The organism is Frateuria sp. (assembly GCF_035695185.1).
In the GTDB taxonomy this organism is placed as follows: domain Bacteria; phylum Pseudomonadota; class Gammaproteobacteria; order Xanthomonadales; family Rhodanobacteraceae; genus Frateuria_A.
Genome location: NZ_DASSES010000026.1, coordinates 1 through 21,313, shown reverse-complemented (window position 1 = coordinate 21,313; position 21,313 = coordinate 1). Strand labels below are relative to the sequence as shown.

At 69.6% G+C, this 21,313-nt stretch carries 20 protein-coding genes and 1 pseudogene; all 21 read left to right on the top strand.

The features are described from left to right. Positions 1–331: 331 nt before the first annotated feature. Complete coding sequence (locus tag VFH59_RS01855) at positions 332–1,261, top strand: chemotaxis protein (protein WP_325163188.1); 930 nt, start codon at positions 332–334, stop codon at positions 1,259–1,261. Positions 1,262–1,480: 219 nt separating this feature from the next. After that, positions 1,481–1,885 (top strand): flagellar basal body rod protein FlgB, encoded by a 405-nt coding sequence (gene flgB / locus VFH59_RS01850; RefSeq protein ID WP_325163187.1) that lies wholly within the window; start codon positions 1,481–1,483, stop codon positions 1,883–1,885. Then, positions 1,885–2,307, top strand: coding sequence for a flagellar basal body rod protein FlgC (flgC, locus tag VFH59_RS01845; RefSeq protein WP_325163186.1), 423 nt, complete (start codon positions 1,885–1,887; stop codon positions 2,305–2,307). Before flgB ends, flgC begins: the two co-directional genes overlap by 1 nt. Before the next feature lie 9 nt (positions 2,308–2,316). Continuing rightward, positions 2,317–2,964: a flagellar hook assembly protein FlgD gene (locus VFH59_RS01840; RefSeq protein WP_325163185.1), complete on the top strand. Its 648-nt coding sequence runs from the start codon at positions 2,317–2,319 to the stop codon at positions 2,962–2,964. A 19-nt stretch (positions 2,965–2,983) separates the two neighbouring features. After that, positions 2,984–4,204 carry a flagellar hook protein FlgE gene (gene flgE, locus VFH59_RS01835; protein ID WP_325163184.1) on the top strand — a complete coding sequence of 407 codons (1,221 nt, stop codon included), beginning with the start codon at positions 2,984–2,986 and terminating at the stop codon, positions 4,202–4,204. A gap of 21 nt (positions 4,205–4,225) precedes the next feature. After that, the gene (flgF, locus tag VFH59_RS01830) at positions 4,226–4,966 is read left to right on the top strand and encodes a flagellar basal-body rod protein FlgF (protein ID WP_325163183.1); all 741 of its coding nucleotides are present in this window, start codon (positions 4,226–4,228) and stop codon (positions 4,964–4,966) included. A 16-nt stretch (positions 4,967–4,982) separates the two neighbouring features. Then, on the top strand, positions 4,983–5,768 hold the full coding sequence (gene flgG, locus VFH59_RS01825) for a flagellar basal-body rod protein FlgG (protein WP_325163182.1): 786 nt from the start codon (positions 4,983–4,985) through the stop codon (positions 5,766–5,768). Between the two features lie 11 nt (positions 5,769–5,779). After that, complete coding sequence (gene flgH, locus VFH59_RS01820; RefSeq protein WP_325163181.1) at positions 5,780–6,457, top strand: flagellar basal body L-ring protein FlgH; 678 nt, start codon at positions 5,780–5,782, stop codon at positions 6,455–6,457. A gap of 152 nt (positions 6,458–6,609) precedes the next feature. Further along, the gene (locus VFH59_RS01815) at positions 6,610–7,683 is read left to right on the top strand and encodes a flagellar basal body P-ring protein FlgI (RefSeq protein ID WP_325163189.1); all 1,074 of its coding nucleotides are present in this window, start codon (positions 6,610–6,612) and stop codon (positions 7,681–7,683) included. A gap of 17 nt (positions 7,684–7,700) precedes the next feature. Then, positions 7,701–8,792, top strand: coding sequence for a flagellar assembly peptidoglycan hydrolase FlgJ (gene flgJ / locus VFH59_RS01810; RefSeq protein WP_325163180.1), 1,092 nt, complete (start codon positions 7,701–7,703; stop codon positions 8,790–8,792). Between the two features lie 216 nt (positions 8,793–9,008). Continuing rightward, a complete protein-coding gene (gene flgK / locus VFH59_RS01805) occupies positions 9,009–10,877 on the top strand; it encodes a flagellar hook-associated protein FlgK (protein WP_325163179.1) in 1,869 nt (622 codons plus the stop codon). 12 nt (positions 10,878–10,889) lie between these two features. After that, complete coding sequence (flgL, locus tag VFH59_RS01800; protein WP_325163178.1) at positions 10,890–12,080, top strand: flagellar hook-associated protein FlgL; 1,191 nt, start codon at positions 10,890–10,892, stop codon at positions 12,078–12,080. A 252-nt stretch (positions 12,081–12,332) separates the two neighbouring features. Continuing rightward, a complete protein-coding gene (locus tag VFH59_RS01795) occupies positions 12,333–14,057 on the top strand; it encodes a flagellin (RefSeq protein WP_325163177.1) in 1,725 nt (574 codons plus the stop codon). A gap of 70 nt (positions 14,058–14,127) precedes the next feature. Next, on the top strand, positions 14,128–15,525 hold the full coding sequence (gene fliD / locus VFH59_RS01790) for a flagellar filament capping protein FliD (RefSeq protein WP_325163176.1): 1,398 nt from the start codon (positions 14,128–14,130) through the stop codon (positions 15,523–15,525). A gap of 14 nt (positions 15,526–15,539) precedes the next feature. Next, on the top strand, positions 15,540–15,950 hold the full coding sequence (fliS, locus tag VFH59_RS01785; RefSeq protein ID WP_325163175.1) for a flagellar export chaperone FliS: 411 nt from the start codon (positions 15,540–15,542) through the stop codon (positions 15,948–15,950). Beyond that, entirely contained in the window at positions 15,947–16,225 is a 279-nt protein-coding gene (locus VFH59_RS01780) for a flagellar protein FliT (RefSeq protein WP_325163174.1), read from the top strand. Before fliS ends, VFH59_RS01780 begins: the two co-directional genes overlap by 4 nt. Before the next feature lie 250 nt (positions 16,226–16,475). Then, positions 16,476–17,027: a PilZ domain-containing protein gene (locus VFH59_RS01775; RefSeq protein ID WP_325163173.1), complete on the top strand. Its 552-nt coding sequence runs from the start codon at positions 16,476–16,478 to the stop codon at positions 17,025–17,027. A gap of 378 nt (positions 17,028–17,405) precedes the next feature. Then, on the top strand, positions 17,406–18,827 hold the full coding sequence (locus VFH59_RS01770; RefSeq protein ID WP_325163172.1) for a sigma-54 dependent transcriptional regulator: 1,422 nt from the start codon (positions 17,406–17,408) through the stop codon (positions 18,825–18,827). Between the two features lie 198 nt (positions 18,828–19,025). Further along, positions 19,026–19,349, top strand: a complete 324-nt coding sequence (fliE, locus tag VFH59_RS01765) for a flagellar hook-basal body complex protein FliE (RefSeq protein WP_325163171.1) — start codon at positions 19,026–19,028, stop codon at positions 19,347–19,349. Between the two features lie 47 nt (positions 19,350–19,396). After that, entirely contained in the window at positions 19,397–21,073 is a 1,677-nt protein-coding gene (gene fliF / locus VFH59_RS01760; protein WP_325163170.1) for a flagellar basal-body MS-ring/collar protein FliF, read from the top strand. A 6-nt stretch (positions 21,074–21,079) separates the two neighbouring features. Further along, positions 21,080–21,313: pseudogene (locus tag VFH59_RS01755) on the top strand (flagellar motor switch protein FliG); the annotation flags it as partial.

The following is a 21,313-nucleotide window of genomic DNA, read 5'->3' as shown; positions in this document are numbered from 1 at the left end:
CGGGCCAGCAGCGGCGCCAGCGCGCGGGCGATCGCCGGGTGCCGGCGCGTCAACTGTTCGAGGCGGGCCTCGTCGCCAGCGGCGGCCGCTTGGACCAGCGCGGCCAGGGACTGGCTACGGATCAGGCTCATGGAAGTGCGGTTCCTGCGGATGGAATGTCAGGACATCGTCTGGATGCGTCGAAACTTGAACAAGCAACGCGTGTGCCACCGGCGACCGCGCTCCTTCCCCGCGTCCTCGCGGGAAGGGCGCGGGTGCGGGACCAAGCCTCAAGCGCGCGGGTGGGCGGCCGATACGCGGAGGCTAGTCCTCAACTTTGCTGGAGAACCGCATGGCCGGCGCGCTGCTGGAAAACGTCGAACGCCAGACCCGCCTGGCCGGGCACAACCGGGTGGCGATGCTGCTGTTCCGGCTGGGCGATGCGCAGCTGTTCGGCATCAACGTATTCAAGGTGCGCGAGGTGCTGCGCCGGCCGCCGCTGGAGCGCATGCCCGGCGCCCACGCGCTGATCGCCGGCAGTTGCGATTACCGCGGGCAGACCATTCCGGTGATCGACCTGGCCGCGGCGCTGGGCTACCCCGGGCTGGTCGACGAGCCGTCCGCGCACCTGATGGTCACCGAGTTCAGCCGCTCGGTGCAGGGCTTCCTGGTGTCGGACCTGCAGCACATGGTCCACTGCGAGGGCGAGTCGCTGGTCGCGCCGAGCACCGCGCTGGGCTTCGGCTCGCGGGTGAACGCGGTCACCCGCGTCAATGGCGCGCTGGTGGCGGTGGTCGACGTGGAACACGTGCTGGCCAGCATCGACGCCGCACCGCACGAGCTGTCCGCCCAGATGCTGCGCGCCGCCGGTGCGCATCGGCTGCGCCCGCGGCGGGTGCTGGTGGCGGACGATTCGCTGATCGCGCGCCGGCGCCTGGTCAGCCTGTTCAAGCAGATGAACATCGAGTGCGTGGTGGCGCAGGACGGCCGCGAGGCGCTCGACCGCCTGCAGGAATTGGCCGCGCTGCCGCCGGAGGAGGGCGTCAACCTGGTCGTCTCCGACATCGAGATGCCGCAGCTGGACGGCTATGCACTGACCCGCGCGATCCGCGAGACGCCTTCGCTGCGCCGGCTCAAGGTGGTGCTGCACAGCTCGCTGAGCGGACTGTTCAACGAGGCGATGGTGCGCGAGGTCAACGCCGACCGGTTCGTCGCCAAGTTCCAGCCCGACCTGCTCGCCCAGGCGGTGATCGACCTGCTGCCGGAAGAGGCCGAGGGCTGACCTCATGTAGGAGTGCACCCGTGCGCGACCGGGGTGCGTGGCGGTCGCGCACGGGTGCGCTCCTGCAGACGGGAACGGCGGCGTCGGAAATCCGACTCCGCCCTTGAACGGGAATCCGGCTCCGCGCGCAAAGCCAGCTGCGGCAAGGCTTCGCGCCACCGTGGCACACAACTTGCCTCCAGCCCCGTGCGGACGAATCGACCCGCGCGGAGGCAAGCGATGAGCCAACCCATCGACAACCTGTTCGGCATGCACACCGGCGCGCTCGCGCTGTGGCAGCGCCGCACCGAAGTGCTGGCCAGCAACCTGGCCAACGCCGATACCCCCGGTTACCTCGCGCGCGACATCGACTTCCGCAAGGCACTGGCCGCGGCCGGCGGCAATGGCGACGGCGGCCTGCCGCTGGCCGCACCCACGCCGGGGCAGATCGACCCGGGGGCGCAGGCGCGCGACACGCTGGCCTACCGCGTTCCGACCCAGCCGAGCATGGACGGCAACACCGTCGACGCGCAGCAGGAGCAGGCCGCCTTCGCCGCCAACGGCGTGCACTACCAGGCCAGCCTGGCCTTCATCACCGCGCAGATCCGCATGCTGCGGACCGCGATCACCGGAGGCCAGGGCTGATGTCGATGTTCAATATCTTCAACGTCGCCGGCTCCGGCATGGCGGCGCAGTCCACCCGGCTCAATACCGTGGCCAGCAACCTGGCCAACGCCGACAGCGTGGCGAGTACGCCCGACGCCGCCTACCGCGCCAAGGAGCCGCTGTTTGCGGCGATCCGCAATGGCCTGGACGGCCAGCCCGCCGAAGCCGGCAGCGAAGGCGTGAAGGTGCTGGGCGTCACCGAGAGCCCGAACGCCATCACCAGCCGCTACGAGCCGGGCAACCCGCTCGCCGACGCGGACGGCTACGTCTACCAGAGCAACGTCAACCCGGTGGACGAGCTGGTCAACATGATTTCCGCCTCGCGTTCGTACCAGAACAACGTCGAGGTGATGAACACCGCGCGCCAGCTGATGCAGAAGACGCTGGATCTGGGCAAGTAAGGAACCGCCATGAGCGATATCGCCGTCAACTCGAACACTGCCGCCAGCGCCGCCGGCAGCGCGCTGGGCCAGACCAAGACGCTGAGCCAGGCGGATTTCCTGAGCCTGCTGATCCAGCAAATGCGCAACCAGGACCCGACCCTGCCGATGGATTCCTCGCAGATGGTCAGCCAGCTGGCGCAGATCAACCAGGTCTCGGCCACGCAGAACCTGCAGACCTCCTTCGACGCGCTCGCCCAATCGATGCAGGGCAACCAGCTGTTGCAGGCCTCCAGCATGGTCGGGCGCGACGTGACCGTGCCTTCGGCGGTCGGCCGCCTGCAGGGCGGCAGCCTCGATGGCGCGGTGAACGTGCCCGATGGCGGCGGCCACACCCTGGTGCAGATCCAGGACGGTGCCGGCAACGTGGTCCGCACGATCGACCTGGGCACGCAGACCGCGGGCCTGGCCGACTTCCACTGGGACGGCACCGGCGACGACGGCCAGCCGCTGCCCCCGGGCACCTATGGGCTGGCCGCGCAGACCGGCAGCACCGCGGTGGCCACCTATGTCTCCGGCAAGGTCGCCGGCGTGGGCATGACCGGCGCCGACGGCGCCTACCTCGACGTGGACGGTTTCGGCGGCGTGCTGCTGAGCCAGGTCGCGCGCGTCAACTAATTCATCAGGGGAAACACCGATGGCTTTCAATATCGCGCTGAGCGGCCTGAACGCGGCTTCCAAGGACCTGGAAGTCACCGCCAACAACATCGCCAACACCGGCACCACCGGCTTCAAGGGCTCGCGCGCCGAGTTCGCCGAGCTGTACAACTCGGCCGGGCGCAACCTCTCGGCGACTTCCATCGGCAGCGGCGTGCGGCTGGCCGACGTGGCGCAGCAGTTCGCCGCCGGCAACGTGGAGAACACCGGCAACGGCCTGGACTTCGCGATCAGCGGCGACGGCTTCTTCACCATGCGCGACGGCAAGGGCTACTCCTACACCCGCGCCGGCGCCTTCCAGCAGGACAACAACGGCTACGTGGTCAACGCCAGCGGGCAGCACCTGCAGGTGTTCCCGCCGGCCGGCAACGGCTTCGACACCAGCACGCTGGTCGACCTGCAGATGACCAACGCGCAGAGCCCGGCCAAGGCCACCGGCAACGTGGCGATGTCGCTGAACCTGCCGTCGGACGCGACCGCCCCGACCACCACCCCGTTCAGCCCCACCGACGCGCTGAGCTACAACCAGGCCACGCCGTTCACCGCCTACGACTCGCTCGGCGCCACGCACAGCGGCACGGTGTACTTCGTCAAGGGCGCCGCGCCCAACACCTGGGACGCCCACCTCTACGTCGACGGCGTGTCGGCCGGCGCGCCGCAGGCGGTGTCCTTCACCAGCAGCGGCGCGCTGGCCTCGCCGGCCGGCGGCAAGCTCACCTTCCCCGCGCTGTCGGTGAGCCCCGGCGCCGACCCGCTGACGCTGTCGGTCGACCTCGGCAAGGCCACCCAGTTCGGCAACGCGTACGCACTGAGCTCGATCACCCAGGACGGCTACCCCAGCGGCACGCTCTCGGGCATCGACGTGTCCAGCGAAGGCGTGGTGCAGGCCAAGTACTCCAACGGCCAGTCGACGTCGCTGGGGCAGCTCGCGCTGGCCAACTTCAACAACCTCAACGGGCTGCGCCAGCTGGACAACACCGGCTGGGCGGCCTCGTTCGATTCGGGCACGGCGATCATGGGCGTGGCCGGGCAGGGCACGTTCGGCGCCGTGCAGTCCGGCGCGCTGGAGGCCTCCAACACGGCCGACCTCACCGCGCAGCTGGTGAACATGATCAAGGCGCAGCGCAATTACCAGGCGAACGCGCAGGTGATCAGCACCGACGACAAGCTGACCCAGACCATCATCAACATCCGCAGCTGACGCTGACGTCCGGAGCCTCGCATGGATCGTTCGCTCTACGTCGCCATGACCGGCGCCACGCAGATGATGCGGGCGCAGACCGAAGTGGCGCACAACCTGGCCAATGCCGATACGGTCGGCTTCAAGGCGCAGATGTCGGCCTTCCAGGCGCTGCCGGTGCAGGGCCCGGGGCTGGCCACGCGGATCAACGGCGTGGCGCAGGGCGAAGGCGTGGACCTGCGCGGCGGCGCCGAGATCCAGACTGGCCGCGAGCTCGACGTCGCGGTGCAGGGCGATGGCTGGATCGCGGTGCAGGCCGCCGACGGCAGCGAGGCCTACACCCGCGCCGGCAACCTGCAGCTCACGGCCGACGGCCTGCTGACCGATGCGCGCGGCAACCTGGTGCTCGGCGACAGCGGTCCGATCAGCCTGCCGCCGGCGACCCAGGTGGCGATCGGCAACGACGGCACCGTCTCGGTGGTGCCGACCGGGCAGGGGCCGGAGACGCTCGCCGCGGTCGGCCGCCTGAAGCTGGTCAAGCCGCCGGGCAACCAGCTGGCGCTGGGCAGCGACGGCCTGATGCACCTGGCCGGCGGCGGCCAGGCGCCGGCCGACGCGACGGTGGGCGTCAAGTCGGGCGTGCTGGAGTCCAGCAACGTCAACCCGTCGCAGACGCTGGTGCAGATGATCGAGCTATCGCGCCAGTACGAACTCCAGGTCAAGGCGATCAAGAACGCCGACGACAACGCGCAGTCGGCGACCCGCCTGCTGTCACTCACCTAAGTTTCAGGAGACATCCATGTTCTCTTCCCTGTGGGTCGCCAAGACCGGTCTGGATGCGCAGCAGACGCGCATGGACGTGGTCTCGCACAACCTCGCCAACGCCAACACCACCGGCTTCAAGAGCTCGCGCGCCTCGTTCCAGGATCTGGTCTACCAGAACCTGCGCCAGCCCGGCGGGCAGACCACCGAGCAGACCAACACCCCGTCCGGCCTGATGCTGGGCACCGGCGTGCGCGTGGTCGGCAACGAGAAGCTGTTCACCCAGGGCAACATCGAGCAGACCGGCAACTCGCTGGACCTGGCGATCCAGGGCCGCGGCTTCCTGCAGGTGACCATGCCCGACGGCACCATCGCCTACACCCGCGACGGCTCGCTGCACATGGACCAGAACGGCCAGGTGGTCACCGCCAACGGCTACGCCGTGGACCCGGCGATCACCATTCCGGCCAACGCGCAGTCGATCACCATCGGCAGCGACGGCACGGTCAGCATCACGCTGCCGGGCCAGGCCGCGCCGCAGCAGGTGGGCACCGTGCAGCTGGCCGACTTCATCAACCCGGCCGGGCTGCAGCCCAACGGCGACAACCTCTACCTGGAAACCGCCTCCTCCGGCACGCCGCAGATCGGCCAGCCGGGCCTCAACGGCCTGGGCACGCTCGCGCAGGGCTCGCTGGAGTCCTCCAACGTCAACGTGGTCGAGCAGATGGTCGACATGATCGAGACCCAGCGGACCTACGAGATGAACTCCAAGGCCATCTCCGCCGCCGACCAGATGCTGCAGTTCCTCACCAACAAGACCTGAGCCTGATCGCGATGAGCCTGTTCCGCCTTTCCGCCGCCGCGCTCGCGCTGGCCCTGCTCGCCGGTTGCGCGGCGCTGCCCGCGCACGACGACGGCGCGTGGGCGCCGACGCCGCCCATGCAGCCGGAGATCGCCGCCGCGCCCGCCGATGGCGCGATCTACCACGACAACCAGAACATGGAGCTGTTCGCCGACGCGCGTGCGCACCGCGTGGGCGACATCCTCACCATCGTGCTGGTGGAAAGCACCCAGGCCAGCAAGAAGGCCAGCACCAGCACCAGCAAGAAGGACAAGGCCGACGTCGGCGCGCCGACGATCATGGGCAAGCCCCTGACCATCAACGGCAACCCGCTCAGCGTCGGGCTGGACAACGAGCGCAGCTTCGACGGCAACGGTTCGTCCAGCCAGTCCAACCAGCTCACCGGCCAGATCACCGTCACCGTGGCGCAGCGCCTGTCCAACGGCAACCTGATCGTGCGCGGCGAAAAGTGGCTGACCATCAACCAGGGCCAGGAACTGGTGCGCATCGCCGGCATCGTGCGCCCGCAGGACATCGGCCAGGACAACACCGTGGCCTCCACCCGCGTCGCTGACGCGCGGATCAGCTACACCGGCCGCGGCACGCTGGCCGATGCGAACACGCGCGGGTGGCTGTCGCGGTTCTTCAACTCCAAGTGGATGCCGTTCTGATGCGCGCCATGAACCCCACATCGCCGCAGACTGCTCCCTCCCCTGCGCGCAGGGGAGGGTTGGGGAGGGGTCACGCTCTCCCGCACGACGGCGCCCCCTCCCAACCCCCCCCTGCACGCAGGGGAAGGAGCCTGGCCGCGGCGCTGCTGGTGCTGCTGCTCGGCATCGTCACCCCCGTCCACGCCGACAAGATCCGCGACCTCGCCTCGGTCGGCGGCGTGCGCTCCAACCAGCTGATCGGCTACGGCCTGGTCGTCGGCCTCGATGGCAGCGGCGACCAGACCACCCAGGCCCCGTTCACCACGCAGAGCCTGGAGAACATGCTCCAGCAGTTCGGCATCACCGTCCCGCCGAACGCGCGCCCGCAATTGAAGAACGCGGCGGCGGTGACGATCACCGCGGAACTGCCGCCGTTCGCCAAGCCCGGACAGACCATCGACGTCACCGTCGCCTCGATCGGCAACGCCAAGAGCCTGCGCGGCGGCGAGCTGCTGATGTCGCCCCTGCGCGGCGCCGACGGCAACGTCTATGCGATCGCGCAGGGTAGCGTGGTGGTCGGTGGCATCAGCGCACAGGGCAAGAGCGGCTCCAGCGTGCAGGTGAACATCTCGGCCAGTGGCCGCATCCCCAACGGCGCCTCGGTCGAACGCAGCGTGCCCAGTGCGTTCAACGGTGCCGGCGATCTGATGCTCAACCTCAACACGCCCGACTTCACCACCGCCGCGCGCGTGGCGCAGGCAATCAACACCGCCTTCGGGATCGGCACGGCGACGCCGGTCGACGGTGGCACGGTCTCCGTCCGCGGGCCGCAGGATCCGTCGCAGAAGGTCGCCTGGCTGGGCATGATCCAGAACCTCGATGTCACCCCGGGCGATGCGCCGGCGCGCGTGGTGGTCAATTCGCGCACCGGCACCGTGGTGATCGGCTCGGACGTCAAGGTCACCGCCGCCGCGGTGGCGCACGGCGCGATCCAGGTCACCATCAGCGAGCAGCCGCTGGTCAGCCAGCCGCAGCCCTTCTCGCGCGGCCAGACCGCGGTGGTGCCCAGCTCCGACGTGCAGATCAGCGAGGACGGCGCGCACATGTTCAAGTTCGGCCCGGGCGTGAGCCTGGACACGATCGTGCGCGCGGTGAACCAGGTCGGCGCAGGGCCGAGCGACCTGATCTCGATCCTGCAGGCGCTCAAGCAGGCTGGCGCGCTTCATGCAGAGCTCGTGGTGATCTAGTCACGCGCGACGGAAACATGACGCCCGCCAACGCCAACTTGCCGGCACTGGACACCTGGACCGACCTGTCCGGGTTCAATCAGTTGCGCGCGCAGGCCCAGGACAACGGCAAGGCGGCGCTGCCGAAGGTCGCCAGGCAGTTCGAGGCGATCTTCACCCAGATGATGCTCAAGTCGATGCGCGAGGCGAACGCCAGCTTCGGCGACAACGACGTGGGCGACAGCCAGCAGGGCAAGGCCTACCGCGACCTGTTCGACCAGCAGCTGTCGCTCTCGCTCTCGCAGGGCAACAACGGCCTGGGCATCGCACGGTTGCTGGTGCGCCAGCTCGGCGGCAAGGAGGCCGAGCCCAGGCCGGCTCCGGTGACGGACGACAAGGCGCTGCTCGCCAGCGTCGCCGCCGGCGCACTGCCGGGTAGCGCGGCCGCCAGCCTGTTCGGTCCGCTCGCGGCCGGCGCCGAGGCCGGGTCCCGCGCGCTGCTGCACCTGGGCGAGAGCGTGGCCGGGCAGGGCCAGGGCCTGTTGCCACTCACCGCCGATGCCGGCCAGGGCTGGCGCGCCACGCTGGGCGAACTGGCGCAGGGCGCGGCCGACGTCGTGAGCAAGTTCATCCCCGGCGATCCGGCCGGCTTCGTGCGCGCGATGGCCCCGCACGCGCAGGCCGCCGCCGACAAGCTCGGCGTCTCGGTGCGCGCGCTGCTGGCGCAGGCGGCGCTGGAAACCGGCTGGGGCAAGCACCTGCCGCACCGGCACGACGGTTCCAGCAGCTTCAACCTGTTCGGCATCAAGGCCGGCGGCAGCTGGGACGGCGCCAAGGTCAGCGTGCCCACGCTCGAGTACGAGGGTGGCGTGGCGGTACGCAAGCGCGACAACTTCCGCGCCTACGACAACCCGTCGCAAGCCTTCGCCGACTACGCGCGCATGCTCGCGGACAACCCGCGCTACGCGCAGGCGCTGGGCAAGGGCGAGAACATCGCCGGCTTCGCCCATGCGCTGAGCCGCGGCGGCTACGCGACCGACCCGGCCTATGCGGCCAAGCTCACCGCCATCGCCAACAGCCCGCAGATGCGCGAGGCGCTGGCGGCGCTGGATGACGGGACGTTCAAGTGAGGCGTCAAGTTGCCGTCACAGGGGGCATGACGCATACCTCTCCGCCAGGGCGCCCCCATCCGCCTGTCGGCACCTTCCCCCGCGGAGCGGGGGAAGGCTCGATAGGCCGTATCCCGAATCCTTCCCCCGTTGCACGGGGGAAGGTGCCCGAAGGGCGGATGGGGGCGAGCTTGCCTCGGCCCTCGGACCCGCGCGTCACCAGAACGGAAAACCTCCATGGCTGACCTCCTTTCCACCGGCGTCTCCGGCCTGCTCGCCGCGCAGGTGGGCCTGAGCACCACCGGCCACAACGTGTCCAACGCGAACACCGACGGCTACAGCCGCCAGCAGGTGACCTTCGCCGCGCGGGCGCCGCAGGCCCAGGGGCACTTCTACGTCGGCACCGGCGTGGACACGCAGGCGGTGCAACGCGCCTACAGCCAGTACCTCAACACGTCGTTGTGGTCGGCGTCCTCCTCCAAGGGGCGCGCCGACGCCTACCAGGCGCTGACCGACCAGCTCAACAACCAGCTCTCGGGCAGCAGCAACCTGCAGACCTCGCTGGACACCTTCTTCGGCGCGGTCCAGGACATGGCCAACGCGCCGGCCGATGCCTCCGCGCGCGGCGTGCTGCTGGCCCGCGCGGGCGCGCTGGCCAGCACCTTCCGCGCGCTGTCCGGCCAGTTCGGCAGCCTCGACGGGCAGGTGCAGCGCCAGCTCACCGACACCGTCGCTTCGATCAACAGCGACAGCGCCGCCATCGCCAAGCTCAACGAGCGCATCCGCTCCTCCACCGGCGCGGAACCCTCCGACCTGCTCGACCAGCGCGACGCGCTGATCAGGAAACTGTCCGGCGAGGTGGGGGTCAGCGTGGCGACGCAGAACGACGGCACGCTCAGCGTGTTCGTCGGCAACGGCCAGGCGCTGGTCAGCGGCACGCAGTCCTACGCGCTGGGCACGGCGCCCAACGTCTATGACGCAACCCGGCTGGAAGTCGTCGACAAGGGCACCGGCGCGGTGCTGAGCGGGCGTATCGGCGGTGGCACGCTGGGGGCGCTGCTGGACTTCCGCGGCAACGTGCTCGACCCGGCGCAGAACCAGCTCGGCCGCGCCGCGCTGGCGATGGCCGACGCCTTCAACGCCCAGCACGCGCAGGGGGTGGACCTCAACGGGCAGCTCGGCGGCGATTTCTTCAGCGTCGCCGGTCCGGCCGTGCAGGCGGCCAGTACCAACGCCGGCAGCGCGACGGTCACGGCCGGCATCGCCGACCTCGGCGCCCTGGGCGGCCAGGACTACGTTCTCGGCTTCGACGGCAGCGCCTGGAATCTGCGTGACGCCAGCGGCGCCAGCGTGGCGATGACCGGCACCGGCACTAGCGCCGATCCGTTCCTGGCCGGGGGCTTGAGCTTCGTGGTGGGCGGTGGCGCGGCCAGCGCGGGCGACAGCTTCCGCATCCAGCCCAGCCGCAACGCCGCCGGCAGCATGACCGTGGCGATCACCGACCCGAACCGGATCGCCGCGGCCGCCCCGTTGCTCGGCAGTGCTGCCAGCGCCAATACCGGTGCCGCGAGCGTGGGTGGCGTGTCGGTCGTCGACGGCAGCGATCCCAACCTGTTCAACGGCTCGACCATCGTGTTCTCCGCCCCGGCCACCTACAGCATCGACGGTGGCCCGGCCCAGAGCTTCACCCCCGGCACGCCGATCGTGGCCAACGGCTGGAGCCTCACGCTCGACGGCAGCCCGGCCGCCGGCGACAGCTTCACCGTCCAGGCCAACGCCAATGCCCGCGGCGACAACGCCAACGCACTCAAGCTCGGCGCGGTGGCTAACCTGGGCGTGCTCGACGGCGGCGCGACCAGCGTCGGGCGCGCCTACGGCCAGCTGGTCGGCCAGGTCGGCAGCGCCGGTGCGCTGGCCGACGACGCGGCGACCACGCAGACGGCCTTCTACAACCAGGCCATGGCTGCGCAGCAGAGCGTCAGCGGCGTGAACATGGACGAGGAGGCGGCCAACCTGGTGCGCTACCAGCAGGCCTACCAGGCCTCGGCGCAGGTGATCTCCGCCGCCAACACCGTGTTCAACGCGCTGCTCGGCGCGTTCAAGTAAGGAATCGAAGCCATGCGCGTTTCCACCAGCTGGATGCAGCAGCAGTCGGTCAACACGATGATGGAGCGGCAGAGCGATCTGTCCGACATCCAGAGCCAGATGGGCACCGGCAAGCGCATCAACCAGCCCTCCGACGACCCGGTCGGCGCCGCCCGCGCGGTGGAGCTGACCCATCTGGACGCCGACACCGCGCAGTATCAGCGCAACATCGGCTCGGCCAATGGGCGGCTGGGGCTGGAGGACCAGACGCTGTCCTCGGTGAGCAACGTGCTCGACCGCGTGCGCACGCTCACCCTGGAGGGCATGAACGCCACCCAGACCGACGAGTCGCGCGCCGACATCGCCGCCGAGCTGGTGCAGCTGCGCGGGCAGTTGCTGGGCATCGCCAACAGCAAGGATTCCCAGGGCGACTACATCTTCGCCGGCAACCGCACCGCCGCGCAGCCGTTCGTCTCGCAGGGCGGCGTCAGCTACGTCGGCGACCAGGGCCAGCGCATGGTCGCCGCGGGCCCGGGCCTGCAGGTGGCCACCGGCGACCCGGGCAGCGCGATCTTCATGGGGATCGCCACCGGCAACGGCACGTTCGCCGTGAGCGCCGCGGGCGGCAACACCGGCAGCGCGGTGGCCGGCGCCACCAGTCTGGTCGACGCGTCCGCGTGGGACGGCGGCAGCTATCAGCTGACCTTCACCGCGCCGGACGCCTATGAAGTACGTGACGGCGGCGGCGCGCTGGTCGCCAGTGGCAGCTACGACACGCAGAAGGGCGGCATGGTCGCCTTCAAGGGTGTGCAGGTGGCCATTTCAGGCACGCCGGGTGTCGGCGACAGCTTCAGCGTGGCGCCTTCCTCGACGCAGAGCGTGTTCGACACGCTGGACGGCATCATCGCCAACTTCACCCAGGCCAACACCGGCGACGCGCCGATGCAGAACGCGCTCAACGGCCAGCTGGCCAACCTCGACCAGGCGGTCGGCTCGATCACCCGGGCGCGTGCCGCGGTCGGCGCGCGCATGAATGCGCTCGACCAGCAAAGCTCGCTCAACGACGACCTCACCCTGCAGTACCAGACCGCGCTGTCGGGCGTGCAGGACCTCAATTACTACGACGCGGTGAGCAAGCTCAGCCTGCAAAGCTCCGCCCTGCAGGGCGCGCAGCTGACTTTCAGCAAGCTGCAGGGCATGTCGCTGTTCAACTACCTCAAGTGATCGGGCTTCCCGTCGTACGGGTGCCCTTGGGCGCGACCGCCCGGGGGCGCTCCGACAGACGGTCCGGACGCGTGTCCCCGTCCGGGAAGAAATGCGCAGCGCATCGCGTTAAGCAACCAAAAACAACCATTGACCTGCTCAAGTTTCCATGATCGACGTCGAAACAGGCTCTGAGGCGGCGGTGTACCTACCGGCATCCCGCTGACAACCACCGCCGACAAACGGCAACGACCCGATACGGAGATACCTTCCATGGTCATGAGCGTTCTCACCAACATCAGCTCGCTGAATGCGCAAACCAACCTGGCGAAGTCGCAGAGCAAGCTGTCCACCGCCATTGCACGCCTCTCCTCGGGCATGCGCATCAACAGCGCCAAGGACGACGCCGCCGGCCTCGCCATCGCCACGCGCTTCACCACGCAGATCAACGGCCTGAACCAGGCCGTGCGCAACGCCAACGACGGCATCTCGCTGTCGCAGACCACCGAGTCGGCGCTGGACGAGGTCACCAACAACCTGCAGCGTATCCGCGAGCTGGCCGTGCAGTCGGCCAACGCGACCAACTCCGAGAACGACCGCTCCGCGCTCGACGCCGAAGTGCAGCAGCGCCTGGCGGAAGTGACCCGCATCTCGCAGCAGACCACCTTCAACGGCCGTCACGTTCTTGACGGCACCTTCGGCCAGGCCGCCTTCCAGGTCGGCGCGAACGTCGGCGAGACCATCTCGGTCGACCTGACCAAGGGCACCCGCGCCGCCGACATCGGCGCGGTCGCGTCCGCCTCCAGCGACGTCAGTGGCGCCTTCGGTACGGCCGCAGGCCTCACCCTCGCCGCCGGCGACCTGACCGTGCAGCTGGGTTCGGGCACCGTGGTGAACGTGGCCGCCGGCAACTACACCGATGCCACCAGCCTGGCCACCGCGATCAACGCGGCCGCCACCTCGGCCGGCGTCACCGGCACCTTCGCCAGCGTGTCGGGCAACGAGCTCTCCTTCGACAACGCTGAGAGCAGCGCCGTGACCTTCGGCGGCAGCGCCGCCACGACCCTGGGCCTGAGCAGCGTCGCCGCACAGTCGACCACGACCACCGACACGACCGCGACCTCTTCGGGCACGATCACGAACTTCACCGTCAGCGACCTGACCATCGACCTGGGCGCCGGTGCCGGTGCACAGACGGTGGCCACCGGCTCGTACGCTGATGCCACGGCCCTGGCTGCCGCCATCAACGCCGCTGCCGGCGCCACGATCGCCGCCGACGATGGCACCGGCAAGCTGCAGATCACCAACTCCACCGGCAACGCATTCACGTTCGGCGGTTCGGTCGATAATGCGGCGCTTGGCCTGTCCACCGTCGGTGCGGCGACCAGCTCGACCACCGACGGCACCGCCACCTCGACCGGCGTCAACACCGCGGTGACGGCTACCGCCGCCACGACCCCGCTGACCCTCGCCGCCGGCGCCTTCAGCATCAACGGCACCGACATCACCGGTACCTTCAAGGACACCAAGGCGCTGGTCGACCAGATCAACAGCTCGGGCATCAGCGGCGTGTCGGCGTACATCGACGACAGCAAGAACCTGGTGATCGACTCGCAGGACGACCTGACGCTGGGCGGCAGCAACACCTCGCTGGGCTTCACCGCCGGCGTCACGACCGCCTCGGGCGACCTGACCACGGCGAACGTGAAGACCGTGGCCGGTGCGAACGACACGATCAACCGCATCGACTCGGCCCTGCAGTCGATCAGCTCGATCCGCAGCGACCTGGGCGCGGTGCAGAACCGCTTCGACTCGACCATCGCCAACCTGCAGACCATCTCGCAGAACCTCGACTCGTCGCGCAGCCAGATCCAGGACGCCGACTTCGCGGCCGAGACGGCCAACATGTCCAGCGCGAACATCCTGCAGCAGGCCGGTGTCTCGGTGCTGGCGCAGGCCAACTCCACCACGCAGAGCGTGCTGAAGCTGCTGCAGTAACAGCGGCAACCACCCAAGGGAGGCGGCCGTGGCGACACGGCCGCCCTCCTCATAAAAGGATTCCACGACCATGGCCATCAACGTCGGCTCCACCAGTTCCTCCAGCGCGCTGTTCTCCGCCGCCGGGATCGGATCGGGTCTCGACGTCAACAGCCTGGTCAGCCAGCTGGTCGCGGCCAAGAAGAAGCCGCAGCAGGACCAGATCGACACCCAGACCAGCAAGGCGCAGACGCAGATCTCGGCCCTGGGCCAGGTCAGTGCGGCGCTTTCGGCATTGCAGTCGGCGCTCAGCCCGTTGAGCGACGGCAGCGCTCTGGCCGCGCACTCGGTCGCCATCGGCGACACTGACGTGCTTTCCGCCACGGCCCGCACCGATGCCGTGAACGGTACCTACAAGATCGAAGTGACCAAGCTGGCCGGTGCCATGAAGGCATCGTCCGGCGCGTTCGCCGACAGCGACGCCGTGGTCGGCGTGGGCACGCTCACCATCGCCGTGGGCGACAAGCAGATGAGCCTGGACGTCGATGCCGCGCATGCCTCGCTCGCGTCGATCCGCGACGCCATCAACAAGGCGAGCGACAACCCCGGCGTCAGCGCCACCATCGTTACCGGCACCGACGGCGCGCACCTCGTGCTGCGCGGCACCCGCACCGGTACCGATAACGGCTTCAGCGTCAGCGCGAGCGGCGGCGACGGCGGCCTGTCCGCGCTCAGCTACGACCCCAACGCGGCGTCCGGCAATGGCTTCACCGTGATCGACCCGGCGCAGGACGCCGAGTACACCATCGACGGGCTGGCCGGCCACAGCGCCGGCAACACCATCAGTACCGCCATCGACGGCCTGACCCTCAACCTGGCCGCCGTAGGCACCAGCACGGTCACGGTCAGCAGCGACACGGCCAAGGCGAACAGCGCGGTCACCAACCTGGTCAACACGTACAACAGCTTCATCGGCATCTACAAGAACCTGACCAAGTACGACGCCAGCACCGGTACCTCCGGTGCGCTGATCGGCGACGCCACGCTCAACAGCATCAAGGGCACGCTGGCGGCGGTCATCGGCGGTACCGCCAACGGCGGCACGCTGAGCGACATCGGCGTGACCCTGCAACTGGACGGCACGCTCAGTGTGGACGGCGGCGACCTCAGCGACGCGCTGTCCGCGGGTGGCGCGGCCGTATCGGCGCTGTTCGCGGGGGACGACGGGCTGGCCGCCAAGCTCAACGGTTCGCTCGACCGGTGGATCGGAGACAACGGCGTCCTCGGTACCCGTACCGACAACCTGACCAAACAGTTGTCCGATCTGGACGACCGCCAGAGCGAGCTCGACAGTCGCATGGACGCGCTCACCACGCGCTACACGCGCCAGTTCAGCACGCTCGACACCCTGCTGACCAAGCTCAACAGCACCAGCAGCTACCTCACCCAGCAATTCGACGCGCTCACCGCGGCGAACAAGAGCAAGTAAGACGGAGGAACCCCATGGCATTCGGACAGGGCGCCAACGCCTACCAGCAGGTCCGCTCGCACGGCGGCGTCGAGTCGGCCGATCCGCACGGCCTGATCACGCTGCTGATGGACGGCGCGCTGGAACGCCTGGTCACCGCGCGCGGCCACATGCAGCGCGCCGAGATCGGTCCCAAGGGCGAGGTCATCGGCCGGATCATCGAGATCATCGGCGGGCTGCGCGACGCGCTCGATCCGAAGGTCGAGACGCCGCTGGTCGGCCAGCTCGACGCGCTTTACGACTACATGGGCCGACGCCTGCTGCACGCCAACCTGCGCAACGACGTGGCGGCCCTGGACGAGGTCAGCGCGCTGCTGCAGAAGATCCGCAACAGCTGGGTACAGGTGCCGCTCGAGACACGTCGCACCGCCGGTGCCGGCGCATGAACGACGCACTCCCGCTCGCGCTGGCCCTGACCCGCGCCATGCTCGAGGCCGCCCGTGAAGGCGACTGGGAGCAGCTGGTCGCCCTGGAGGTCGAACGCCACCCGCTGGTGATGCGCCCGGTGGCACAGGACGAGGACAGCGTTAGCCAGCTCGGCGAGTTGCTGGCGCTGGACCGCGAGCTGCATGCGCTGGTCAGCCAGGCCCGCGACCAGGCCGGCGAGCAGTGGCAGGCCGGGCAGGACCGCGCCCGCGCCATCGCCGCCTACGGCGGTTGAATGTCCCGCTTCCTTTCCCCTCCGGGGAGAGGGCCGGGGTGAGGGGCCAAGGCTTGCGGGAAGACTCGCACGAGCCAGACGGGTCTAGTTGTCGGGACGAAGGCAGGTGGGCTCCATGAGGGTGCCCCGCGAGCCCCGGCCCCTCACCCCAGCCCTCTCTCCCGGAGGGGGAGGAGGCGCACAAATGCAGGCGTGCGGCCTGAGGCTTGCATACCTCGCCCCCGATACGCCTTTCCGTCGGAGCAACGTCATGACCAGCGCCTGGAACGAGTTCGAGCAGCGGCTTGCCTGCGAGGACAGCTGGCATGCAGACAGCCAGGCGCTTGCCTGGCCGGTGCCGGAAGCGCTCGCCCAGCGCCTGGCCGAACGCAACACCGCCGCGCTCGCTTCGGTCGCCGCGCTGGAGGAACGTCGCGCCGACAACGCCGACGACGACAGCCCGGTCATGCAGGAGCTGCTGCGCCTGGATGCCAAGCTCAACGCACTGATCGACATGATCGGCCGGGCCACGCTGTCCGCCGACCCGCTGCCGCCCCGGTACCCGCTCCGCTTCAACGCGATCGGCGCGGTACTGCCCGCGGCGCTGGTCCCCTCGGGCGAGGCCCTGCTGCTGCGCCTGCGCTTCGACGCCTGCCCGACCGTGCCACTGGAACTGCCCGCGCGCGCCGAGCGCCGGTTCGATGACGGTCGCGTCTTCGTCGCCTTCCACGCACTGGGCGATGGCGTCGCCGCGTCACTCGAGCGGTTCGTGTTTCGTCACCACCGACGCAAAGTGGCAGGTGCGCGGCAGGCCGGCACCTGAGGATCGGTCGGCGTGGCGTGAAGCCGTGCGCGGCACACGCGTGAACTGTTTCACACTTCCGCAAGGCCGCGCGTCGTCTGTTTGACGGTCCCGGCCGCGACCGTGTCGCGCTAGGTCACTGGCCGTCGGATGCATGGCGCCGGCAAACCGTCGCCGTTGCTGGGTTTCGCCTAACGACTCGTCGACATCTTCTTCACATGTGACGCATTAGGGCCACCCGCCCGTCCGCGGACAGCGTCAGGCAGCCGCCTGCGCTGGCCTTCTTCTTGCTCATTCCTCCGCGTGATCGGTGACGGAAAGCCGGCATTACCCAAAGAGGCACGAACACTGCGGGATGGTCGGCGGTTCGTCGTTAGGCGTCATGCGGAGGACATATCAATGAGCAAGGTCGATTTCCTGGTGATCGAGTCGAACGAGGCACGGGCCGAGTCCATCCTGTCCGCGCTGCATTTCCTCGGTTACCACCCGCAGCGGGGCGAGGACTGCGTCGCGGCCGGGGAGTCGACCCACGCCTGGCGTGCCGTCTATGTCGGCAGCGTCCACGACAGCGCCGAGGCCGAGCGCCAGTTCGCGCTGCTGGGCGATGCCGCCGGCCACGTGCCGGTGCTGCTGGCCAGCGATTCGGACTGGGCCGCCCGCCTGTGCGCCGCCAGCTCGCCGTTCGCCGCCCGCATCGGCATGGTCGAGTTCCCGCTGCGTTACGAACAGCTGGCCGAGGTGATGCGCAGCCTGTACGCGCGCCTGCTCGGCGGTCGCCGCGGCGAGCTGCGCTTCGTCGGCGATTCGGCGCCGATGCGTCGCGTCAACGCGCTGATCCGGCAGGTCGCCCCGTTCGATTCGTCCGTGCTGGTGCTGGGTGAGTCGGGCACCGGCAAGGAAATGGTCGCCCGCACCATCCACGAGTGCTCGCCCCGCCGCGACAAGCCGTTCGTGGCGATCAACTGCGGCGCGATTCCCGCCGAGCTTCTGGAAAGCGAGCTCTTCGGCCACGAGAAGGGCGCCTTCACCGGTGCGATCAGCACCCGCAAGGGCCGCTTCGAGATGGCCGAAGGCGGCACGCTGTTCCTGGACGAGATCGGCGACATGAGCCTGCCGATGCAGGTCAAGCTGCTGCGCGTGCTGCAGGAGCGCATGTTCGAGCGTGTCGGTGGCAACAAGACCCAGCGCTGCGACGTGCGCATCATCGCCGCCACCCACCGCAACCTGGAGCAGGCGATCGCCGAGGGCAAGTTCCGCGAGGACCTGTTCTACCGCCTGTCGGTCTTCCCGCTGGAGATGCCTGCGCTGCGCGAGCACCTGAACGACCTGCCGGTGCTGATCGACGAGTTCAACCAGCGCCTGGCCCGTCGCGGCCTGGGCAGCGTGCGCTTCTCCGCCGGCGCGGTGAACGCGCTGCACCAGTACGCCTGGCCGGGCAACGTGCGCGAGCTGTGCAACCTGGTCGAGCGGTTGGCGATCCTCTACCCGCACGGCGAGATCCGCGCCAGCGACCTGCCGGAAAAATACCGCGGCCGCCAGGCCGTGGAGGAGGGGCAGGGCGCCTCGCTGCTGGCCATGATGGAGGCGGCGCCGATCGATCCCCCGATCGCCGCGGCGACCGTGCACGACGCGACCGTCCTGCCCGAAGGCGGGCTGGACCTGAAGGACCACCTGGCCGACATCGAGGTCGGCCTGATCCGCCAGGCGCTGGACCTCACCGGCGGCGTGGTCGCCCACGCGGCCAAGCTGCTGCACATGCAGCGCACCACGCTGGTCGAGAAGCTGCGCAAGTACGGGCTGCAGAACAGCCTGGCGGCGTAACGCGGGGACCGGGCGCGGGGAACCGGAACGCCGGCCGCGCGGCCGGCCCGACGTCGCTGCCCCGACCGGCAACATCCGCGCTGCCGGCGACCGTGGGCAGCTTCATTCCGCATGAAGCCACGCGTTCCCCGTTCCCCACTGCATGGCACGGCTCGTGCAACCCCACCTCCGAAACCCGCCACGCGCCGGAAACCCGACATGAGCACGATCGACGTCAACAACCTGCTCGCCCAGATGCGCCAGATCTCCGCCCAGGTGCGCCCGGCGGAAACCGCGCTGAAAGCCGCACCGGCGCCGAAGGCCGATTTCGGGTCGCTGCTGAAGGAATCGATCGCCAGCGTGGGCCAGAGCCAGCAGCAGGCCGGGCAGATGGCGGCGGCGTTCGAACGGGGCGACCCAGGCGCGGACCTCGGCCGGACCATGGTGTCGATCCAGAAGGCCGACCTTTCGCTGCGCGCGATGACCGAAGTGCGCAACAAGCTGGTCGACGCCTACAAGGACATCATGAACATGCCGGTGTGAGCCCCGGCCTGACGTTCCCTCCTTCGCCTTACGGATGATTCCTCCCCATGGCCGACAACGCCATCGCCACCACCGGCGACAGCCCAGCCAACCGCTTCGACCTCCGACAACTGGCGCGCAGCCCGGCCTCGCGCCAGTTGCTGCTGCTGGTGGGCATGGCCGCAGCGGTGGCGCTGGGCGTGGCGGTCGTGCTCTGGTCGCGCGGCCCGAACTGGGCGCTGCTCTATGCGGGCCTCGGCCAGCAGGATGCCGCGGCCATCACGCAGGCGCTGCAGTCGAGCGACACGCCCTACCAGCTGTCCAACGACGGCAGCTCGATCATGGTGCCGGCCGCGGACCTGTCCGCGATCCGCCTGCGCCTGGCCGGCCAGGGCCTGCCGCAGGGCGCCGCCACCAACACGATGCCGCAGGCCGACTCACCCTTCGGCATGAGTGACCTGGCCGAGCGCACGCGCTACCAGCAGATGCTCGAGACCGACCTGGGCAACACCATCGGCAGCCTGCAGGGCGTGCGCGCCGCGCGCGTGCACCTGGCCCTGGCCAAGCCGTCGGCGTTCATCCGCGACAGCCACGACGCCAGCGCCTCGGTGCTGGTGACGCTCTATCCGGGCCGGCAGCTCGATGCCAGCCAGGTCGCGGCGATCGTGCACCTGGTCGCCGCCTCGGTGCCGGACCTGGATGCCAGGCAGGTGTCGGTGATCGACCAGCAGGGCCAGCTGCTGACCGGCAGTGATCCGGACAGCGCCGCCGCCGTGGGCGACAGCCGCCTGCGCCTGGCCACGCGGATGGAGAACAGCTACGCGCAGCGCATCGAGCAGTTGCTCACGCCACTGGTCGGCCCGGGCAAAGTGCACGCGCAGGTGTCGGTGGACCTGGACTTCAGCGCCACCGAGAAGGCCAGCGAGACCTTCGACCACGACCACCCGGCGCTGCGCAGCGAACAGACCAGCAGCGAGCGCCATGCCGACGGCAGCGCCGCCGACGGTGGCGTACCTGGCGCGCTCAGCAACCAGCCGCCGGTGATGGCCGCGCAACCGACCGCCGCCAACCCCAACGCGGGCGGCAAGGCTGCCGCGGCGCCGGCGGCGGCCACCGCGCAGGCCACCACCGGCGACAGCTCCTCCAGTGCCACCCGCAACTACGAACTGGACCGCACCATCAGCCACACCAGCGATCCGGCCGGCCGGCTGGCGCGCCTGAGCGTGGCGGTGGTGGTCGACAACAAGACCGTCAGCGGACCCAAGGGCGATGCCAGCGTGCCGTTCACCCCGCAGGAGCTGGACCACCTCACCCAGCTGGCGAAGAACGCCGTCGGCTTCGATGCCGCCCGCGGCGACAGCGTCAGCGTGATCAACCAGGCCTTCCGCACGGCGCCCGCCGCCGATGCGCCCGAGCAGCTGCCGCTGTGGCAACGGCCGGGCGCGCTGGACCTGATCAAGCAGGCCATCGGCGTGCTGATCGCGCTGATCGTCGCCTTCGGCCTGCTGCGCCCGTTGCTGAAAGGCCTGCTGCGCAGCGCACCGCAGCCGGCGCTGGCCGGCGCCGGCCACGTGCCTACGGTTTCCGTGCGGATTGCCGATGACGATGACGAGGGGAACCGGCTGTCGGGTCCGCAGGTGATCGGTTATGAGCAGAAAGTCGGCCTGGCCCGGCGCATGGTCAGCGACAACCCCAAGCAGGTGGCGCAGGTGGTCCGGAACTGGGTCGGCGAGGATGGCGGCTAAGCGTCGATGAAACACGAACCGCAAATCACCGGCGCGCAGCGCGCCGCGATCCTGCTGCTCACGCTGGGTGAGCAGGACGCCGCCGAAGTGCTCAAGCATCTGTCCGCACGCGACGTGCAGGCGGTCGGCCAGGCCATGGCCAGCCTCACCTCGGTCTCGCGCGAGCAGGTCGACAAGGTGCTCACCCGCCTGCACGACGACCTGGGCTCGCAGACCGCGCTCGGCGTCGGCACCGAGGAC

What these genes read in the sequence shown, in the direction of transcription:
- VFH59_RS01855 (WP_325163188.1), top strand. Translation starts at nt 332, where the DNA reads ATGGCCGGCGCGCTGCTGGAAAACGTCGAACGCCAGACCCGCCTGGCC.
- flgB (WP_325163187.1), top strand. Translation starts at nt 1,481, where the DNA reads ATGAGCCAACCCATCGACAACCTGTTCGGCATGCACACCGGCGCGCTC.
- flgC (WP_325163186.1), top strand. Translation starts at nt 1,885, where the DNA reads ATGTCGATGTTCAATATCTTCAACGTCGCCGGCTCCGGCATGGCGGCG.
- VFH59_RS01840 (WP_325163185.1), top strand. Translation starts at nt 2,317, where the DNA reads ATGAGCGATATCGCCGTCAACTCGAACACTGCCGCCAGCGCCGCCGGC.
- flgE (WP_325163184.1), top strand. Translation starts at nt 2,984, where the DNA reads ATGGCTTTCAATATCGCGCTGAGCGGCCTGAACGCGGCTTCCAAGGAC.
- flgF (WP_325163183.1), top strand. Translation starts at nt 4,226, where the DNA reads ATGGATCGTTCGCTCTACGTCGCCATGACCGGCGCCACGCAGATGATG.
- flgG (WP_325163182.1), top strand. Translation starts at nt 4,983, where the DNA reads ATGTTCTCTTCCCTGTGGGTCGCCAAGACCGGTCTGGATGCGCAGCAG.
- flgH (WP_325163181.1), top strand. Translation starts at nt 5,780, where the DNA reads ATGAGCCTGTTCCGCCTTTCCGCCGCCGCGCTCGCGCTGGCCCTGCTC.
- flgJ (WP_325163180.1), top strand. Translation starts at nt 7,701, where the DNA reads ATGACGCCCGCCAACGCCAACTTGCCGGCACTGGACACCTGGACCGAC.
- flgK (WP_325163179.1), top strand. Translation starts at nt 9,009, where the DNA reads ATGGCTGACCTCCTTTCCACCGGCGTCTCCGGCCTGCTCGCCGCGCAG.
- flgL (WP_325163178.1), top strand. Translation starts at nt 10,890, where the DNA reads ATGCGCGTTTCCACCAGCTGGATGCAGCAGCAGTCGGTCAACACGATG.
- VFH59_RS01795 (WP_325163177.1), top strand. Translation starts at nt 12,333, where the DNA reads ATGGTCATGAGCGTTCTCACCAACATCAGCTCGCTGAATGCGCAAACC.
- fliD (WP_325163176.1), top strand. Translation starts at nt 14,128, where the DNA reads ATGGCCATCAACGTCGGCTCCACCAGTTCCTCCAGCGCGCTGTTCTCC.
- fliS (WP_325163175.1), top strand. Translation starts at nt 15,540, where the DNA reads ATGGCATTCGGACAGGGCGCCAACGCCTACCAGCAGGTCCGCTCGCAC.
- VFH59_RS01780 (WP_325163174.1), top strand. Translation starts at nt 15,947, where the DNA reads ATGAACGACGCACTCCCGCTCGCGCTGGCCCTGACCCGCGCCATGCTC.
- VFH59_RS01775 (WP_325163173.1), top strand. Translation starts at nt 16,476, where the DNA reads ATGACCAGCGCCTGGAACGAGTTCGAGCAGCGGCTTGCCTGCGAGGAC.
- VFH59_RS01770 (WP_325163172.1), top strand. Translation starts at nt 17,406, where the DNA reads ATGAGCAAGGTCGATTTCCTGGTGATCGAGTCGAACGAGGCACGGGCC.
- fliE (WP_325163171.1), top strand. Translation starts at nt 19,026, where the DNA reads ATGAGCACGATCGACGTCAACAACCTGCTCGCCCAGATGCGCCAGATC.
- fliF (WP_325163170.1), top strand. Translation starts at nt 19,397, where the DNA reads ATGGCCGACAACGCCATCGCCACCACCGGCGACAGCCCAGCCAACCGC.